Here is a 17,539-nt window from a genome sequence, read left to right on the forward strand (position 1 = left end):
TTGCCCATGACCCTAAACCGGAAGGCCGGGACCCGGCAACATATTTTCTACCTGCGATTTCGCTATCGCAGCGGCCGGATCATCGCCTCCTGGACGACGGAGACCACGAGGTCACCGGACGCGGTGAACATCTCACCGCGCGCCAACCCCCGCGCCCCCGCAGACCACGGTGACTCCTGAGCATAGAGCAACCAGTCGTCGGCCCTGAAAGGGCGGTGGAACCACATGGCGTGGTCGAGGGAGGCGCCCATGACGTTGGACATGCCCCACGCCATGCCGTGCGCCAGCAGGATGGTGTCCACGAGCGTGAAGTCGGAGGCGTACGCGGCCAGCACGACGTGCAGCAGCGGGTCGTCGGGCAGCTCGGCGTCGTAGCGGAACCAGACGTTGGTCTCGGCGCTGCGCAGCGACGGGTCGTTGTAGGCCTCCCACGTCAGCGGGGAGGCGTAGCGGGAGTCGACCGGCCTGGGGCGCGACACCCAGTCGCGGAACTCGGGGTGGTCGCCGACCAGGGCGTACATGCGCTCCTGGAACGTGGGCAGCGTCTCGGGCGCCGGCACGGCCGGCATCACCGACGCCTGGTGCTCCACCCCCTCCTCCGCGATGTGGAACGACACCGACATCGTGAAGATCGCCTTGCCGTGCTGGACCGCCTGGACCCGGCGGGTGCTGAACGAACGCCCGTCGCGCACCCGCTCCACGTTGTAGACGATCGGGATCGACGGGTCGCCCGGCCGGATGAAGTAGGCGTGCAGCGAGTGGACGAAGCGGTCCTTGGTGACCGTGCGCCCGGCCGCCACGAGGGCCTGGGCCGCCACCTGGCCGCCGAAGACGCGTTGGATGCGCTCCTCGGGGCTCCTCCCCCGGAAGATGTCCAGCTCGATCTGCTCCAGGTCGAGCAGGTCGAGCAGCTCCTTGAGCGCCTCGTTCACGTGTCGGTCCCCCTCGCGGGCCCCGGCGCCGTCCGGTGCGTGAGGGCGGCGGGGCAGGTTTCTTCTCGGACAGGTATCCGGTCCTGACACAAGTTTGACGTGCCGCCGGAGCCGGTCCGCATCCGGCCCGGCGGTCCGATGATGACCGGCCGGCGTTTCGCGGTTGTTACACCGTGTCGGAACGGGCGCTTGTTACACCGCGCTTGTCACGCCGCGCCGCGGCAGAGGGCGAGGACGGCCTCGCCGTAGCGGTCGATCTTGACGCGGCCGACGCCCGGGATCGACAGCAGCTCCTGCTCGGTCCCGGGCGCGCGTTCGGCGATGGCCTGGAGGGTGACGTCGGTGAAGACGACGTACGGCGGGATCTTGTTGTCCTTGGCCGTGGCGGTGCGCCACGCCTTCAGCCGCTCCAGCAGCTCCTCGTCGTAGTCGGCGGGGCAGGTCGCGCAGCGGCCCAGCTTCTGCTCGGCCGCGGCCGTGAGCGTCTTGGCGCAGATCCGGCAGTGCACCGGCGCGGCCACGGTGCGCCGCTCGCGGGCGGCGCCCTGGATCGGGCGCGGCGGGGCGGCGGCGCGGCCGGTGAGGCCGTCGAGGAAGCGTGAGGGCCGGCGGCCCTTGCGCCCGCCCGGCGCGCGGGCCAGCGCCCAGGAGAGCGTCAGGTGCTCACGGGCGCGGGTGATGCCGACGTAGAGCAGGCGGCGCTCCTCCTCGATCTGCTCGGGGGTCTCGGCGTAGACGATGGGCAGCATGCCGTCGGTGAGGCCGACGAGGAACACGGCGTCCCACTCCAGACCCTTGGCGGCGTGCAGGGAGGCCAGCGTGACGCCCTCGACGGGCGGCGCGTGCTGCTCGGCCGCGCGGCGCTCCAGCTCGGCGACGAACGCCGGCAGGTCGGCGCCCTCGGCCGCCAGGTCCTCGGCCAGGTCGGCCAGCGCCTTCAGCGACTCCCACCGCTCCCTCGCCTTGCCGCCGCCGGGCGGCGCGGGGGTGAGGCCGACGCCGGCGAGGATGTGGTGCACCTCGGCGGCCAGCGGCTCGCCGGCCGCCGAACGGGCCGCGCCGCGCAGCAGCACGACCGCCTGGCGGACCTCGGGGCGTTCGAAGAAGCGCTCCGCGCCCCGCAGCAGGTAGGGGATCTCGGCCTTGGCCAGCGCCTCTTCGTACGCCTCCGACTGCGAGTTGACCCGGAACAGCACCGCGATCTCGCGGGCCGGCACGCCCTTGTCGAGCAGCTTCCTGATGGCCCTCGCGACCCCGGCGGCCTCGGCCGGCTCGTCGTCGTAGTCGGCGAAGGCGGGCCGCGGGCCGTCGGGCCGCTGGGCGACCAGCTCCAGCCGGTGGGGCGAGCGGCCGCGGGCGATGACCCGGTTGGCCAGGTCGACGACCTGGGGGGTGGAGCGGTAGTCGCGGACGAGCCTGATGACGGCGGCCTGCGGGTGCTCGACCGCGAAGTTGGTGAGGTAGCGCGGGCTGGCCCCGGTGAAGGAGTAGATGGTCTGGTTGGGGTCGCCGACCACGCAGATGTCGTCGCGGCCGCCGAGCCAGGTGTCGAGCAGGAGCTTCTGCAGCGGGTTGACGTCCTGATACTCGTCGACGACGAAGTAGCGGTACTGCTGGCGGATCTGCGTGGCGACCTCCTGGTGCTCGGTCATCACGGCCGCGGTCAGCTCCAGGATGGTCTCGAAGTCGACCAGGTGGCGCTCGCGCCGGAGCTGCTCGTACGCCTCGTACAGGCGGGAGATCTCCTCGGCGGCCACGGGGGGCGTGCGGTGGTGCTTGGCCGCGGCGGCGGCGTAGTCCTCGGGGCCGATCTGGGTGACCTTGGCCCACTCGATCTCGGAGGCGATGTCGCGCAGCTCGGACCGGTCGGGGCTCTTGCGGATGAGCCGGCACGCCTCGACCAGCACCGGCAGCTTCGACTCGATGACCGAGGGCGCCTCGCCTCCGATCACCCGCGGCCAGAAGTAGGTGAGCTGGCGCAGCGCGGCGGCGTGGAACGTGCGGGCCTGCACGCCGGGCGCGCCGAGCGCGCGCAGCCGCTGGCGCAACTCCCCCGCCGCGCGCGTGGTGAAAGTCACAGCGAGAACGCTCTGCGCGTCGACGACCCCGCTCCGCACCGCGTGCGCGATCCGGTGGGTGATCGCCCTGGTCTTGCCCGTCCCGGCCCCGGCCAGCACGCAGACGGGGCCGCGCACCGCCTCGGCGACGGCGCGCTGCTCGGGGTCGAGGCCGATCAGGACGTCATCCACGTGTGTCACCCCTTCATCTTCCCAGCACTGGCGGCCAGGGGCTTTATTCTGGCAACATGCGGGCCGTCGTATGTTCCTAGGCGGCGAGATGCAAAGAACTGGTCTCTTCCCCCACAATGGGGCCGACCATTGACCCTGGGGGAAAGGAAGGCCGTGCGGATAGCGGTTCATGTGGGCGCTCTGGCGCTCGCTGCCGTCGTGCTCACGCCCGTCAGCGCCGATGCGGTCAGCGTGGGCGCGACCGCGGCGCAGCCCACTCCCTCACCCAGCGTCGCCACCTCGGCGACCACGGACGACGTCTACGGACTGAGCACGGAGACCATCGCGTACGGCGCGCACAGGCGGCAGCAGATGGACGTGTGGTGGACCCCCGACGGTCAGCAGCGGCCCGGCGTCTTCCTGATCCACGGCGGCTGGTGGTCCAGCGGCGACAAGCGCTACATGAAGGAGATCACCCGCAGCTACGCCGAGCTCGGCTACACGGTCTTCAACCTCAACTACCGCCTGTCCGGCGACGCGGCCTGGCCGGCGCAGCGCACCGACGCGCTCACGGCGATCGCGACGGCACGCAAGTTCGCCGACCGGTGGTCGTTCGACCCGGGCAACTACGTGGTGGTCGGCTTCTCGGCGGGCGGGCACATCGCGGCGGCGGTCGGCACGTACGGCGACGGCGTGAGCGGGCTGAAGGGCGTGGTCGGCCTGTCGCCGATCACCTCCCCGCTGCAGGCGTACGCCGACGGCGACGCGAGGAAGACCACCGACCTCAACAAGCGCAGGCTGCGAAAGGCCGCGATCAAGCTGGCCGGCGGCTGCGCGCCCAAGGGCAAGTGCGCGCGCGTGTGGGCCAGCATGGAGGTCGCCTGGCACGCGAGCAGGCGCGACGCCCCGGTGCTGACCATTCACTCGCAGGACGAGTTCGTGCCGCCGTCGCAGGGCATCCTGCTGCGGGAGATGCTGGCCAAGGTGGGCGTGCCGGTGACCGTGCTGACGCAGCCGGGCATCAACCACAGCGCGCCGCTCTACCGGGAGCCGGGCGTGGCCGAGCGGGTGCAGACCTGGATCGCCGAGCGCATCGGCTGAGCCTGAGCACAGCGGCTGAGCACAGCGGCTGAACACGGCCCTCTTGGCCAAGGGATTAAGCGGGCATGCCGGGTTGTTGCACCGGACGCCTGACTTCTGACCTGGGAGGGATCACCCGACATGGCGCTCACCGTCTACAGCACGAGCTGGTGCGGCCCCTGCAAGCGGCTCAAGGCCCAGCTGACCCGTGAGGGCATCAGCTTCGACGAGGTGGACATCGAGCGTGACCCGTCGGCGGCGGAGTTTGTGATGAGCGTCAACAACGGCAACCAGACGGTGCCGACCGTGGTGATCGACACGCCTGGCGGCCGCGTGGTGCGGACGAACCCGTCGGCCCTGGAGGTCAAGGCCATCCTCGGCGCCGCCTGATCGGGCCGCCTGATCGGGCCGGTCACTCGTAGTCGAGCTGCCCGCCGTACCACGTCTCGATGAGGCGGCGGGCGATCGACACCGCGGGCGGCAGGCGCAGCTCGCCGGAGTCGAGTGCAGCGGTCAGCTCCTCGCGGGAGAACCAGCGCGCCTCGGCGATCTCCTCGGCGTCGGGCCGCAGCTCGGTGGTGACGGCCTCGGCGAAGAAGCCGAGCATGAGGCTGCGCGGGAACGGCCAGGGCTGGCTGCCGAGGTAGCGCGGCCTGATCACGCTGACGCCGACCTCCTCGGCGACCTCGCGCACCACGGCGTGCTCCAGCGACTCGCCCGGCTCGACGAACCCGGCCAGGATCGACATGCGCCCCTGCGGCCACTGCGGACCGCGGGCCAGCAGGCAGCGGTCGTTCTCGTCGCGGATCAGCATGATCACGGCGGGGTCGACGCGCGGGAAGTGCTGGCTGCCGTCCTCGGGGCAGACGCGGATGTGGCCGCCCGTCCGGATCTCGGTGCGGTTGCCGCAGCGCGGGCAGAACTCGTGGGTGGCGTGCCAGGCCTCCAGCGCGACGGCGTAGACCAGCAGGCCCGCGTCGCGGTCGCCGAGCAGCCCGCCGACCTGGCGCAGCCCGGCCGCGACCGGGTCGCCGTCGGGGGTGTCGGCCAGCTTCATCGCGAACGTGACCCGCCCGTTGGCCTCCTGCCTGGGCACGCCGGGCAGCGGCGCGGCGACCGCGAAGTAGGCGACCTCGCCCTCGACGCCGAGCAGGTAGCGCGGCCCTTCCGGCGCCTCGTCGGTGCTGAACAGCACCGCCCGCACCTGGTCGCCCTCCCTGCGCACCAGCGTGTGGCCGTCGTCGATGACCAGCACCCTGGTCGCCGGGTCGGCCCAGGCACGTTCCAGCCACCGCTCGTCGGCGCGCAACGCCGCGGAGCGGTCGATGGTCCCGCGCGCGAGAAGCAGGGGTCCGATCAGTTGTTCTTCCGCCGTGATCTCCACAGGCCCGCCCCCTCCAGAATTTCCATGTCATCCTATGACCTCGCGGGTCAGCGCCTGATCGCCGATTCGGGCCCGTCGCCGTCCGCGCTCCGGCTAAGATCATCGGGTTAGGTTAGCCTTACCTGATTCCGGGGGTGCCTCGACGTTGCGGCTCTACCTCACCGCGCTCAAACCGACCGACTCGGTGACCGCCGGCTTCCTGCCCGCCGCGCGTGCCCTGGGCTGCGAGGTGACCGTGCTGACGGACCGGCCCGAGCAGCATCCCGGCGCGGTGGCCTGCGACGTCCGCGATCCCCGCGCCCTGATCGACACGGTCGAGCGGCTCGGCCGGCCGGACGCGATCTTCTCCAACTCCGACCATCTGCAGGCGGAGACCGCGCTCGCGGCCGACTACTTCGGGCTGCCCGGCAAGGACTGGCGGGCCTGCCTGGCCGCCAAGAACAAGTTCCTCATGCGCCGCGCGCTGCGCGAGGCCGGGATCGAGCGGGTCAGGTCCGCCCGGCTCGCGCCCGGCGATCCCGTACCGGAGGGGTGGCACTACCCCGTGGTGCTGAAGCCCAGGGAGGGCGTGGCCAGCGAGGACGTCGTCCTCGTCGAGAAGGACCTCCCCGGGGCCGTCGCCGAGGCACGGCGGCGGCGGCCCGGCCAGGCCCTCGTGGTGGAGGAGTACCTGGAGGGCCCGCTGCGCACGCTGGAGACCCTCGGGGACGGCGCGGAGGTGCGGGTGCTCGGCGGGTTCGAGACCCGGCTGGGGCCGCTGCCGCACTTCGTCGAGGAGCGCCTGGACTGGGCCCCGCCGCAGGACGGGGCCGCCGAGCACGTGCTGGCGGCGCTGCGGGCGCTCGGCGCCGGGTTCGGGGCCTGCCACACCGAGTACGCGCTGACCGCCGCGGGCCCGCGGATCATCGAGATCAACTACCGGGTCATCGGCGACACCTGCGACTTCCTGCTGGCCGACGTGCTCGGCATCCCGCTGTTCGAGTGGATCCTGCGGACGCACCTCGGCGAGCGCCTGCCCCAGGCCGGACCGGCCCCGGCCGGGCACGGCTGCGCGGTCAGCGTGGTCGCCGACCGGCCGGGAACGGTCAAGGAGGCGCCCGCCGACGAGTACGTCGACCGCGACGGCGTCCGCCTCTGGCACCGCCCGCTGCGCGCCGAAGGCGACCAGGTCTCCGTCACCGGCACCAACCGCGACTACCTGGGCGTCATCCGGGCGGTCGGGCCCTCGCGGGCGCGGGTGGACGCCGCGGTGACCGCGTACCAGGCGGCCCGGCCGTGGGTGGTCGGATGAGCGAGCGGGAGGCTTACCTGGCCGCCCGGGTGCTGAACGCGCTGCTGCGTGAGGACTACGGCGGCCTGGCCGGGCGGGTGACCCGCACCAAGGACGGCGTGGGCCTGCTGCTGGCCGACGGGCGGTGGGCGCGGCTGGAGCCCGGCCTGCTGTTCCAGGACTTCGTGGTGGCCTCGGACGAGCGGCTGGGGCTGGAGCAGGTGCTGGAGACGCTGGTGGAGGTGGCCGACCCGGCCGACTCCGAAGGCGTCGCGGCCTTCTTCGAGGAGTGCCTGGCGGCGCTCGCGGGGCTGGAGCTGATGGACGCGCACGCGGCGGAGGTGCTGCGGGGCGGGCCGTCGTACGAGACGCTGGCGGCGCTGGCGGACCATCCGGTCTACCCGACGTCGCGGGCGCGGGTGGGGTTGTCGGAGGGGGAGCTGCTGGCGTACGCGCCGGAGTTCGGGCCCCGGTTCCTCCTGCGGTGGGCCGTGGCGCCGCGTGACCTGCTCGCGCCGGGCTCGGCGGCGTCGCTGCCCGCCGATCTCACGCCCCCGGACGTCCGTGCCGAGGGGGTGCTGTTCCCCGTGCATCCGCTGGCCGTCGAGCATGTACGCAAGATCGACGGCGTACGGGTGCTGGAGGAGGAAGCGCTGGAGGTGCGGCCGACGCTGTCCATGCGGACGGTGGAGGTCGATCCGCGTACGCATCTCAAGCTGCCCCTGCCGATCAGCACGCTCGGCCTGCGCAACCGGCGCTCGATCAAGCCGGGCACGCTGGCCGACGGCGCGCGGGCGGAGACGTTGCTGCGGCGGCTGGCCGGCCCGGACGTCCTGCTGGCCGACGAGCAGACCTACGCGGCCACCGGGGACGAGCACCTGGCCTGGATGGTGCGGCGGCTGCCCGAGGGCACGATCGTGCCGGTGGCCGCGCTCACCGCGCCCGGCGTGGACCTCGGCCACCTCGTCCCCGCCTACCTGCGGCTGCTGCTGCGCTGGAACGTCGAGCTGTTCGTCCGCTACGGCGTCGCCCTGGAGGCGCACCAGCAGAACCTGGCCCTGGTGCTGCGGGGCGAGGAGCTGAAGCTGCTGGTCAAGGACAACGACGGTCTGCTGGCGTCGCCGTCGCGGCTGCGCGCGGCCGGGATCGAGGCGCCGGCGTTCGCCGACGAGCGGATGCTGACCGACGACCCGCACGCCCTCGCCGACGTGTTCGTCACCATCACCCTGCACCTGTCGGCCGCCGCCGTCGCGTTCGGGACGCTGCCGCCGGCCCGCGCCGCCGCGCTGCTGCGCGACAGCCTCGCCGAGGCGCTGGACGAGCACGGCGACCACCCCATGGCCCGGCTGTTACGCGCGAGGACCCTCGACGCGGTCCGCCTGACCGGCAAGTCCATGGTCACCGCGGGAACGCTCGCGCCCAAGTGGCGCACCGGCGCGCGCGACGTCAACAAGCACTACGGGACCAGCGGCCCCAACTACCTGAGGAGAGCCTGAATGCCCGGACCGGCCATCGACGCGCCCTGCGCGCCGGCCGAGGAGGCGACGCTGGCGGCGCTGCTGCGCTGCTGCGTCCGGGAGGTGGCCGGGCCGCGCGGCCTGGTGTGGCCGGCGCCGCCGAACCTGCTGCTGCGGGTCGCGGGGACGCTGCTGCGGGTGCGTACGTACGGGGGCGCCGCCCTGCGCTTCGACGGCCCCGCCGAGCGCCTGGACGCCGGGGCCTGGCGTCCGCTGACCATGGCCGAGCTGGTGGAGCTGGTCCAGGCCGAGCTCGGCGGGCACAACGGGGAGTTCGCAGGCCAGGTCGCCGCCAGCAGGGACGCGGTCACGGCCATCCTGCGCGCCAGGGCGGCGGCCGAGCCGCCCGCCGACCCGTGGCTGGCCTCGGAGCAGTCCCTGGTGTACGGGCACCCGTTCCATCCGAGCCCGAAGGCGCGCGGCGGCGACGGCTGGCTGCGCTACGCGCCGGAGGCGCACGCCGCGTTCCCGCTCCGGCTGCTGGGCGTGCGGGCGCCGGCCACGGTGGAGGAGGGCGAGGTCGGGGCGCTGGACGGGCTGGGCCGCGCGCCGGACGGCTACCGGCTGCTCCCCGCGCATCCGTGGCAGCTCGACCTGCTGCGGCCCGCGCTCGACGGGGACGAGCTGATCGACCTCGGCCCCGGTCCCGAGGCGGTGCCGACGTCGTCGGTGCGTACGCTCTACGTCCCCGACGCGGGGGTCTGCCTGAAGTTCTCCCTCGACGTGCGGATCACCAACTGCGTGCGCAAGAACGCCTGGTACGAGCTGGCCGGCGCGGTGGAGCTGACCACACGCCTGGGCCCGGTCTTCGAGCGGGTCGCGGCGGCGCACCCGGCCACCCGGTGGCTGCCCGAGCCCGGCTACCGCACGGCCGCCCGGCATCCCGAGGAGCTGGGCGTGATCGTCAGGCGGAGTCCGTGGGAGGTGTGCGACCCCGGGGTGACGCCGGTGCTGGCCGCCGCGCTCGCCCTGGACGCGCGGCCCGCCGAGCCACCTGCTGGGCCGCTCGGCTGGTGGCGGGCGTACGTGGTGAAGGTCGCGCTGCCGGTGCTGGAGCTGTTCTTCGCGCACGGCGTGGTCCTGGAGCCCCACCTGCAGAACGTCCTCGTCGGGCTGGACGGCGACGGGATGCCCGCCCAGGCCGTCTTCCGCGACCTGGAGGGGACCAAGCTCGTCGCGGGCCGGCACGACCTGTCCGGGGTGCGGCCCGAGGTGGCGGCGGCGCTGACGTACGACGCCGGGCGCGGCTGGGCCCGGGTCGTCTACTGCCTGCTGGTCAACCACCTGACCGAGATCGCGGCGGCCGTCGCCGGGCGCGACGACGCGCTGCTGCGCACGCTGTGGGAGGCCGCCCGCGAGCTGGTCGCCGGGCAGGCCGACGCGCTCGGCCGGCCGCTGCCGCTGTCCGACCTGCTGGCGGGCGCGCCGCTGCCGGCCAAGGCCAACCTGGGCGTGCGCTGGGCGAGAGCCGCCGATCGCGCCGCCGGGTACGTGCCGATCGCGAACCCGCTCGCGTGATCCCCGATCATTTGATCCCCGGCCGCGTCAGAGAGGCCGCCGCCGCGCTCCCGGCCCCGGCCTACGTCTACGACCTGCCGGGCCTCGACGCGCACGCGGCCGCCGTGCGGCGGGCGCTCGCGGGCGTCGAGCTGTACTACGCCGTCAAGGCCAACCCCGACGCCGAGCTGCTGCGGGTGCTGGCCGGGCACGTGGACGGGTTCGAGGTGTCGTCGGGCGGCGAGCACGCGCACGTCACCGGCCTGTTCCCCGCGATGCCGGTGGCGCTGGGCGGGCCCGGCAAGACCGACGCCGAGCTGCGGCTGCCGCACCACCGCCTGCACGTCGAGTCCCCGAACGAGCTGCGCCGCCTGCGCGCCACCGGCCTGCCCGCCGACGTGCTGCTGCGGATCAACCCGGACCTGCCGGTCGAGGGGGCGGCGCTGACGATGAGCGGGCCGTTCGGGATGGACGAGGCGGGCGTGGCGGAGTGCCTGCCGCTGTTCGGCGGGCGGCTGCGGCTGCGCGGCCTGCACGCCCACCTGGCCAGCGGCCTGGACGCCTCCCAGCTCCTCCGCCTGGCCGCGCGGCTGCTCGACACCGAGCACGAGGAGGTCAACCTCGGCGGCGGCATGGCCGTGTCGTACGCCGAGCCGGAGCGCCGCTTCGACTGGGCCGCGTACGGCGCGGGCCTGCGGGCCCTCGCGGGCGGGCGGCGGCTGCGGATCGAGCCGGGCCGGGCGCTGACCGCGTACTGCGGCTACTACGTGACCCGGGTGGTGGACGTGAAGCGGGTGCGCGGCCAGGCGTACGCGATCCTGCTGGGCGGCACCCACCACCTGCGTACGCCGGTGACCAAGGGCCACGACCAGCCGTTCGAGGTGCTGCCCACGGGCGCGGGACCGGGCGTGACGGACGAGCCCGTGACGCTCGCCGGTCAGCTCTGCACGCCGAAGGACGTCTTCGCGCGCGCCGTGCCGGCCTCGCTCAGGATCGGCGACACGGTGGTGTTCGCGATGGCCGGCGCCTACGCCTGGAACATCTCACACCACGACTTCCTCATGCACCCGAAGCCGGCTTTCCGTCATCTTCGCTCCTGACGCTCTCCACGAGCGCGACCAGCCCGGCCTCGTCCAGCAGGTCGACCGGGCGGACGGTGCGGCCCGCGCGTACGTAGTGGAAGGCCGCGCCCACCCGCTCCAGCGGCACCCCGGCCAGGTGCGACCAGGCAATCCGGTAGGCCGCGAGCTGCACCGACGCCGCCTTCGCCGCCTTGCCGCGCGGCGGCTGCCCGGTTTTCCAGTCGACGACCTCGTAGCCGCCGTCCGGCGTGGCGAAGACCGCGTCCATGCGCCCGCGCACCAGCCGGTCGCCGATCATCGTCTCGAACGGGACCTCCAGGTCCACCGGCCGCCGGTCGGCCCACTCGCTGCGTTCGAAGCGCTCCTGCAGCTCGGCGAGGCGCACGTCGGCCTCCTCCGGCTCCAGCTCGTCGTAGAGCTCGAAGTCGTCGATGAGCCGCTGCTGGTCCCAGCGCGTCTCCAGCCACCGGTGGAACGAGGTGCCGCGCCTGGCCAGCGGCGCGGGCTTGACCGGCACCGGGCGGCGGATCCTGCGGGCCAGCTCGCGCGGGTCGGCGGCCAGGGTGACCAGCGACGAGACGGTCAGCTTGGCGGGCAGCTCGACGATCGTGGGCGGGCGGCGCAGGTGCCGTTCGCGCTCGCGCAGCAGCAGGTCGGTGTCGCGCTCCCAGGCGCGCATGCGCTCCTGCTCGTAGGCGCGTACGGGCTCGTCGTCCTCGTCGTCGTCCTCGCCGAGCGCTCCGGACAGGACGTCCTCGACCAGCCGGGCGCCGTCGAGCACGGACTCGTAGCGCAGGCCCTCGGGCGTGACCGGCCAGACGGCCTCGGCGGGCTCGGCGAGCAGCGGGTTGGCCGCGCCCTCGGCGAGGCCGTCGGCCCAGACGGCGACCCGGTCGGCGGTGTCGCGGATCTCCAGCAGGAACTCCGAGGGCTCCAGCGGCTTGGTGGCGCTGCCCCAGCGGTAGCCGGAGGCGATGAGGTGGTAGTGGGCGCGGGTGACGGCGACGTAGGCGAGCCTGCGCTCCTCCGTCAGGTCCCGCTCCCGGCACAGCTCGTCGAAGACCGCGAGGTCCTCCTTGCCGAGCCCGCCGAGCCGCGGCAGGTCGGCGGCGTCGCCGCGCAGCGGGTACGGCAGCTTGCGCGGGTTCTCCGTCCACCGGCTGTTCATGACCGGCGAGGCGGGGAAGACGCTGCCGGTCGAGACGTGCCCCTTGGAGCTGACGAGCTGCGACAGCCCCGGCACCACCACGACCGGCCACTCCAGGCCCTTGGAGGCGTGCACGGTCATGAGCTTGACGCTGTTGCTCTCGCCGACCCGCCCGGCCTCCAGCCCGAACTCCTCGCTCTCGGCCGCCTGGAGGTAGGCGAGGAACGCCCCGAGCGTCGGGTCCTCGGCGTCGCCCGCGAAGCGGGAGGCCGCGTCGATGAAGGCGTCGAGATCGGCCCGCGCCGCGAACGCGCCCGCCGTGCCGCTGCGGGCCGCCACCTCGATGTCGAGGCCGAGCCTGCGCTCCACCTCGGTGATCAGGTCGGGCAGCGGCTGCGCGGCGTGCGCGCGGAGCTGGCGCAGCTCGTGCGCGAGCGCGACCAGCCGGGTGCGGGCCAGCGGGGAGAACGCCGCCAGCCACTCCTCGCGGTCGGGCAGCTCGTCGAGCGCGTCCACCAGGCTGCCGCGCTCCTCGGCGAGGTCGGCCACCACCTGGTCGAGCGGGTCGGTGGCGCGCGCGCTCTCGCTCAGCTCGCGAGCCAGCTCGCGCGCGCACTCGCCGAGCACCCGCAGGTCGGCCGGGCCGATCCGCCAGCGCGGCCCGGCCAGCAGCCGGGCGAGGGCGTCGCCCGCGGTGGCGTCGTAGAGCACGCGGAGGGTGGCGACGATGTCGCTGACCTCGGGCACGGTCAGCAGGCCGCCGAGGCCGACCACCTCGACCGGGATGTCGCGCTCCTCCAGCGCCCGGCGCAGCGCAGGGAACTGGGAGCGGCGGCGGGCCAGGATGGCGACGTCCTGGGGCTGGAGCGCGAGGGTCTTCTTGCGCTCCTTGTCGCCCCAGGGCAGGCCGTCGGGGGCGACCTCCTGGCCGAGGATCTTCGCGATGCCGTCGGCGACCCACGTGGCCTCGTCCTCGGCGGTCTCGTGGAAGGCGCAGGTCACCCGGCCGCGCTCGACCCGGTTGGGCCCCGGCACCAGGACCGGCACCTCGCGCGCCTCCATGCGCAGCGGGAGCTGGACGCGGGCGGCCACGTCGAGCACCCGGTCGCCGTTGCGGAAGCTGACGCTGAGCTGACGTACGGGGGCCGGATCGCCCGCGGCGGTGCGGAAGTCGCGGGCGAAGCGGCGCAGGTTGCCCGCGGACGCGCCGCGCCAGCCGTAGATGGACTGGCAGGGGTCGCCGACGGCGGTCACCGGGTGGCCGCCGCCGAACAGCGAGCGCAGCAGGACGAGCTGGGCGTGGCTGGTGTCCTGGTACTCGTCGAGCAGCACGACCGCGTAGCGCTCGCGCTCGATCTCGCCGACCTCCTTGTGGCGGGCCGCGATCCTGGCGGCGAGGGCCATCTGGTCGCCGTAGTCGATGACCTCCCTGCGGCGCTTGAGCCGTTCGTACGCCTCCACCAGCGGCAGCAGCTGCTCCCTGGCCGCCTGCACGGCGAGCGGCCGGCGCTGCGCGAGCGTGGCGCGGCCGGGCACGCGGGCCAGCCACTCGCGCAGCCGCTCCCCCGTCTCGCGTACGTCGTCGGGGCCGCGCAGGTGCTCCGACAGCTCGCCCGCCAGCTCCAGCAGAGCCGCGGTGACCGAGGGCGGGCCCAGCTCGACGCGGTCCATCGGCCCGTCGTAGGCGGCCACGACGCGCGAGGCGAGCTGCCACGACACGGCCGGGGTGACCAGGCGCATCGTCGGCTCCAGTCCCTCGCGCAGCGCGTGGTCGGTGACCAGGCGGGCGGCGTAGGCGTGGTAGGTGGAGACCGTGGGCTCGTCGTCGAGCGCGCCGGGGTCGACCAGGCCCGCCTCGGCCAGCCCGGTCAGGCGCTCGCGCACGCGGGTGGCGAGCTCGGCGGCGGCCTTGCGGGTGAACGTCAGGCCCAGCACGTTCGCGGGTTTGACCAGGCCGTTGGCGACCAGCCAGACCACCCGTCCCGCCATGGTCTCGCTCTTGCCCGAGCCGGCTCCGGCCATGACGACCATCGGCTCCAGCGGCGCCTCGATGACCGCCGCCTGCTCGCTCGTGGGGGGAAGGACGCCGAGCTTCTCGGCGAGTTCGGCGGGGGTCAGCACACCTGGCCCCCGCTGTCGTTGACCGGGCAGCTCGACCGGGCCGCGCAGGTGCGGCAGCCGTCGTTGACCTTGGCCTGGAAGAACGGGCCCGACATGCCGGTGGCCACGGTGTCGACGAGGTCGGCGGCCCAGCCGGGGTTGGCGTCGTCGGCCAGCGCGCCCTGGCGCTGCTCCAAAGCGTCGTTCTTGCCGCCCGCCTTGCCGAGCTGCACCAGGGCGGCCCCGCCGGGCTCGGTCATGCCGTGCCTGGCGAAGGCGCCGAGCAGCGCGGCGAGCTGGTAGACACCGAGCTGCGGATGCCGGTCCAGCTCGCCGGCCTTCGGCTTGGAGCCGCCGGTCTTGAGGTCGATGATCACCGCTCGGTTGTCGGAGTCGCGCTCGACGCGGTCGACCCGGCCCTTGATCTGCACGCCCTCGGAGATCGTCGCGGTGAACGACTCCTCCAGCGCGACCAGCTCGCGCGGGTTCTCCTTGTGCCAGCGCAGGAACTTGCCGATCATCTGCTCGGCGACCTGGCGCTGCTTGCGGTTGTACCAGGTGCCGCCGAAGTCCAGCTCGTGCCAGACCTGGTCGAGGCGCTCGCCCAGCAGGTCCTCGCTCGGCAGGTCGGTGGCGGCCAGCACGGCCAGGGCGTGGATGACGTTGCCGAGGCCCTGGGCGGTGCTGGTGCCGGCCGCGCCGACGGCGGTCTCCAGCAGCCAGCGCAGGCCGCACTTGGTGAAGCTCTCCACCGCCGACGGCGAGATGCTGACGACGCCCTCGGGCCAGCTCAGGGGCCGGTCGTCGGTCATGGGCGTGAGGGCGTACCAGTCGTTGGGGTGGGCGCCCTGGACGCCGGCGGCGGCCAGGCGGGCGAGCTGCCTGGCGGCCTTCCTGCGGACCTTGGCCGGTTTCGTCGGGTCCGTCACGGCGCTGCGCAGGTCGGCCACCAGCGCGGACATGTTGAGCCAGCGGGCGCGGTCGTCCACGGTGGCGGTCTCGACCTCGCCGGGGGCCAGCTCGGACAGGAACCGCGAGGGACGCTCGTCGGTGTCCTCGCCGCCGACGGCGGTGACGACCAGCCTGCGCCTGGCCCGGGTGGCGGCCACGTAGAACAGCCGGCGCTCCTCGGCCAGCAGCTTGGAGACCAGGGACGCGGCGTTGGGCTCGCCGCCCTCGACGGTCTCGACGAGGTCCTCCACGCCCAGCAGGGAGCCGCGCAGCCGCAGGTCCGGCCAGACGCCCTCCTGCACGCCCGCGACCACGACGACGTCCCACTCCAGGCCCTTGGCGCGGTGGGCGGTGAGGACGCGTACGGCGTCGCCGTCGGGGGCGCGCTCGGCCAGGGTGTCGCCGGGGATCTCCTGGGCGGCCAGGTCGTCGATGAAGACCTCGGGGCCGGCCTTGGGCATGCGGTCCACGAACTTGGCCGCCTGGTCGAACAGGGCCACCACGGCGTCGAGGTCGCGGTCGGCCTGCGCGCCGCGCGGCCCGCCCGACATGGCGAGGTCGCTCCAGCGGGAGGCGAGCCCGGCGGCGTCCCAGACGGCCCACAGCAGGTCCTCGGCGGTGCCGCCGGAGGCGACCGACTCCCTCGCCACGCCGAGGAGCCGCGCCACGCGCTCGGCGGGCAGGGCGACGTGCGGCTCGATCCTGGTCAGCTCGCGGGCGTCGCGCACGGCCGCGACCAGCAGCTCGCCGGACGAGCGGGCCTCGCCCTGCTCGGACGCCTCGTTCTCGGCGATCTTGAGCGCCCGGCGCAGGCGGCGTACGCCGATCATGTCGGTGCCGCCGAGCGGGCCGGTCAGCAGCTCCTCGGCCACGTTCTCGTCCAGCAGGGCCGGGTCGAGGGCGACCTTGAGCACGGTGAGCAGCGGGCGCACGCCGGGCTCCTGCGCGATCGGCACCTCGTCGCCGGCGATCATCGTGGGCACGCCGGCGTTGGTCAGCGCGCGGCGCAGCAGCGGCACCTGGCGCTTGGCCGAACGCACCAGGATCGCCATCCGGTGCCACGGCACGCCCTCGATCAGGTGGGCGCGGCGCAGCGTGTCGGCCACGATCGCGGCCTCCTGGCTGGTGCTGTCGGCCAGCAGCACGCGGACTTCGCCCTCGGGCAGACCGGGCACCGGCACCAGGTCGCGGTGGTCGTGCCGGTGGTCCAAGCCGGGGGCGACGGGCAGCTTGGCGGCCAGGCGGCGGCTGGCCCGCAGCAGGCCGGCGCCGCTCCTGCGGCACACGCGCAGGGCCAGCACGGGCGCGTCGCGGCCGTCGAGGGTGCGGAAACGCTGAGGGAAGCCCATGATGCCGTGGACGTCGGCGCCGCGGAAGCCGTAGATCGACTGGTCGGGGTCGCCCACCGCGACCAGGTCGCGGCCGTCGCCGGCGAGGTGGTGGAGCAGCAGCTCCTGGGCCGGGTCGGAGTCTTGGTACTCGTCCACGAAGACCGCCTCGTGCGCGGCCCGCTCGCGCGCCCGCACCTCCGGCCTGGCCAGCAGCGCCGAGGCGGCGCCGACCAGCTCGGCGTAGTCGAAGGTCTCCTCGGGGTCGAGGTCGAAGCGGTCCTCGTAGCGCTCGGCGAAGCGGCCGGCCGCCACCCAGTCGCGGCGGCCGTGGCGGCGGCCCAGCTCGACCAGGCGGGGGCCGTCCAGCCCGCGCTCGTTGGCCCGGGACAGGAAGTCGCGCAGCTCCTCGGCGAAGCCGCGGGTGCGCAGCGGCTCGCGCAGCGACGCCGGCCAGTCGGGCGCGCCGTTCTCCAGCTCGCCGTGGAGCAGGCGGCGGATCTCCAGCAGTTGCTCGGGGCCGGTCAGCAGGCGCGGCGGGGCCTTGCCGGCGAGGACCGCCTCGCGGCGCAGCAGGGCGTAGGCGTAGGAGTGGAAGGTCATCGCGAGCGGGGTGCGGGTGGTGCGGCGCAGCCGGGCGGTGACGCGCCTGCGCAGCTCCTCGGCGGCCTTGCGGCTGAAGGTGAGGATGAGCGCCCGCTCGGGGTCGAGGCCGCGCCGCTCGATGCGGTCGACGACGCTCTCGACGATCGTGGTGGTCTTGCCGGTGCCAGGACCGGCGAGCACGAGCAGCGGGCCGCCGGGATGCCCGACCACGGCACGCTGATGCTCGTCCAGCACAGGGGGCACATCAGGGGCGGTGTTGCCACGTCGTACCAGGCGCCAGGTCTGACCACTCACAGCACTAGATTCCACCAGACCACAGGGGTAGATCGTGCCGAGTTGCCCGGTCTTCTCGCGCGAACCGCCTACGTTAGCGGCGGAAATCGCGGAAATCGCGACGACACGCCGAGGTCCCGGGCC

At 74.0% G+C, this 17,539-nt stretch carries 11 protein-coding genes; 6 read left to right on the forward strand and 5 right to left on the reverse strand.

Features of this window, described 5'->3' with window-relative positions:
- Positions 1-62 precede the first annotated feature (62 nt).
- Positions 63-932: an acyl-CoA thioesterase II gene (tesB, locus tag ABD292_RS23100; protein WP_344210529.1), complete on the reverse strand. Its 870-nt coding sequence runs from the start codon at positions 930-932 to the stop codon at positions 63-65.
- 206 nt (positions 933-1,138) lie between these two features.
- Positions 1,139-3,181, reverse strand: a complete 2,043-nt coding sequence (locus ABD292_RS23105) for an ATP-dependent DNA helicase UvrD2 (RefSeq protein ID WP_344210531.1) — start codon at positions 3,179-3,181, stop codon at positions 1,139-1,141.
- A 153-nt stretch (positions 3,182-3,334) separates the two neighbouring features.
- Here ABD292_RS23105 and ABD292_RS23110 point away from each other — a divergent pair, with 153 nt between their 5' ends.
- The gene (locus tag ABD292_RS23110) at positions 3,335-4,261 is read left to right on the forward strand and encodes an alpha/beta hydrolase (RefSeq protein WP_344210533.1); all 927 of its coding nucleotides are present in this window, start codon (positions 3,335-3,337) and stop codon (positions 4,259-4,261) included.
- Between the two features lie 120 nt (positions 4,262-4,381).
- Complete coding sequence (locus ABD292_RS23115) at positions 4,382-4,630, forward strand: mycoredoxin (protein WP_344210535.1); 249 nt, start codon at positions 4,382-4,384, stop codon at positions 4,628-4,630.
- A gap of 22 nt (positions 4,631-4,652) precedes the next feature.
- Here ABD292_RS23115 and nudC read toward each other — a convergent pair whose 3' ends face one another.
- Positions 4,653-5,624 (reverse strand): NAD(+) diphosphatase, encoded by a 972-nt coding sequence (gene nudC, locus ABD292_RS23120; protein ID WP_344210537.1) that lies wholly within the window; start codon positions 5,622-5,624, stop codon positions 4,653-4,655.
- 145 nt (positions 5,625-5,769) lie between these two features.
- Here nudC and ABD292_RS23125 point away from each other — a divergent pair, with 145 nt between their 5' ends.
- The 4 genes from ABD292_RS23125 to ABD292_RS23140 are packed head-to-tail and all read left to right on the forward strand — an operon-like array spanning position 5,770 to position 11,008.
- Positions 5,770-6,915 (forward strand): ATP-grasp domain-containing protein, encoded by a 1,146-nt coding sequence (locus tag ABD292_RS23125; RefSeq protein WP_344210539.1) that lies wholly within the window; start codon positions 5,770-5,772, stop codon positions 6,913-6,915.
- Positions 6,912-8,390: an IucA/IucC family protein gene (locus ABD292_RS23130; protein WP_344210541.1), complete on the forward strand. Its 1,479-nt coding sequence runs from the start codon at positions 6,912-6,914 to the stop codon at positions 8,388-8,390. Before ABD292_RS23125 ends, ABD292_RS23130 begins: the two co-directional genes overlap by 4 nt.
- On the forward strand, positions 8,391-9,929 hold the full coding sequence (locus ABD292_RS23135; RefSeq protein WP_344210543.1) for an IucA/IucC family protein: 1,539 nt from the start codon (positions 8,391-8,393) through the stop codon (positions 9,927-9,929).
- Positions 9,926-11,008, forward strand: a complete 1,083-nt coding sequence (locus ABD292_RS23140) for a type III PLP-dependent enzyme domain-containing protein (RefSeq protein ID WP_344210545.1) — start codon at positions 9,926-9,928, stop codon at positions 11,006-11,008. The genes ABD292_RS23135 and ABD292_RS23140 overlap by 4 nt, the downstream gene beginning before the upstream one ends.
- Here ABD292_RS23140 and ABD292_RS23145 read toward each other — a convergent pair.
- Positions 10,968-14,258 (reverse strand): ATP-dependent helicase, encoded by a 3,291-nt coding sequence (locus tag ABD292_RS23145; RefSeq protein ID WP_344210547.1) that lies wholly within the window; start codon positions 14,256-14,258, stop codon positions 10,968-10,970. The two genes, ABD292_RS23140 and ABD292_RS23145, sit on opposite strands and share 41 nt — an antisense overlap.
- A complete protein-coding gene (locus tag ABD292_RS23150; protein ID WP_344210548.1) occupies positions 14,252-17,356 on the reverse strand; it encodes an ATP-dependent helicase in 3,105 nt (1,034 codons plus the stop codon). Before ABD292_RS23150 ends, ABD292_RS23145 begins: the two co-directional genes overlap by 7 nt.
- Positions 17,357-17,539: the final 183 nt, after the last annotated feature.

The organism is Nonomuraea bangladeshensis (assembly GCF_039529455.1).
Taxonomy (GTDB): domain Bacteria; phylum Actinomycetota; class Actinomycetes; order Streptosporangiales; family Streptosporangiaceae; genus Nonomuraea; species Nonomuraea bangladeshensis.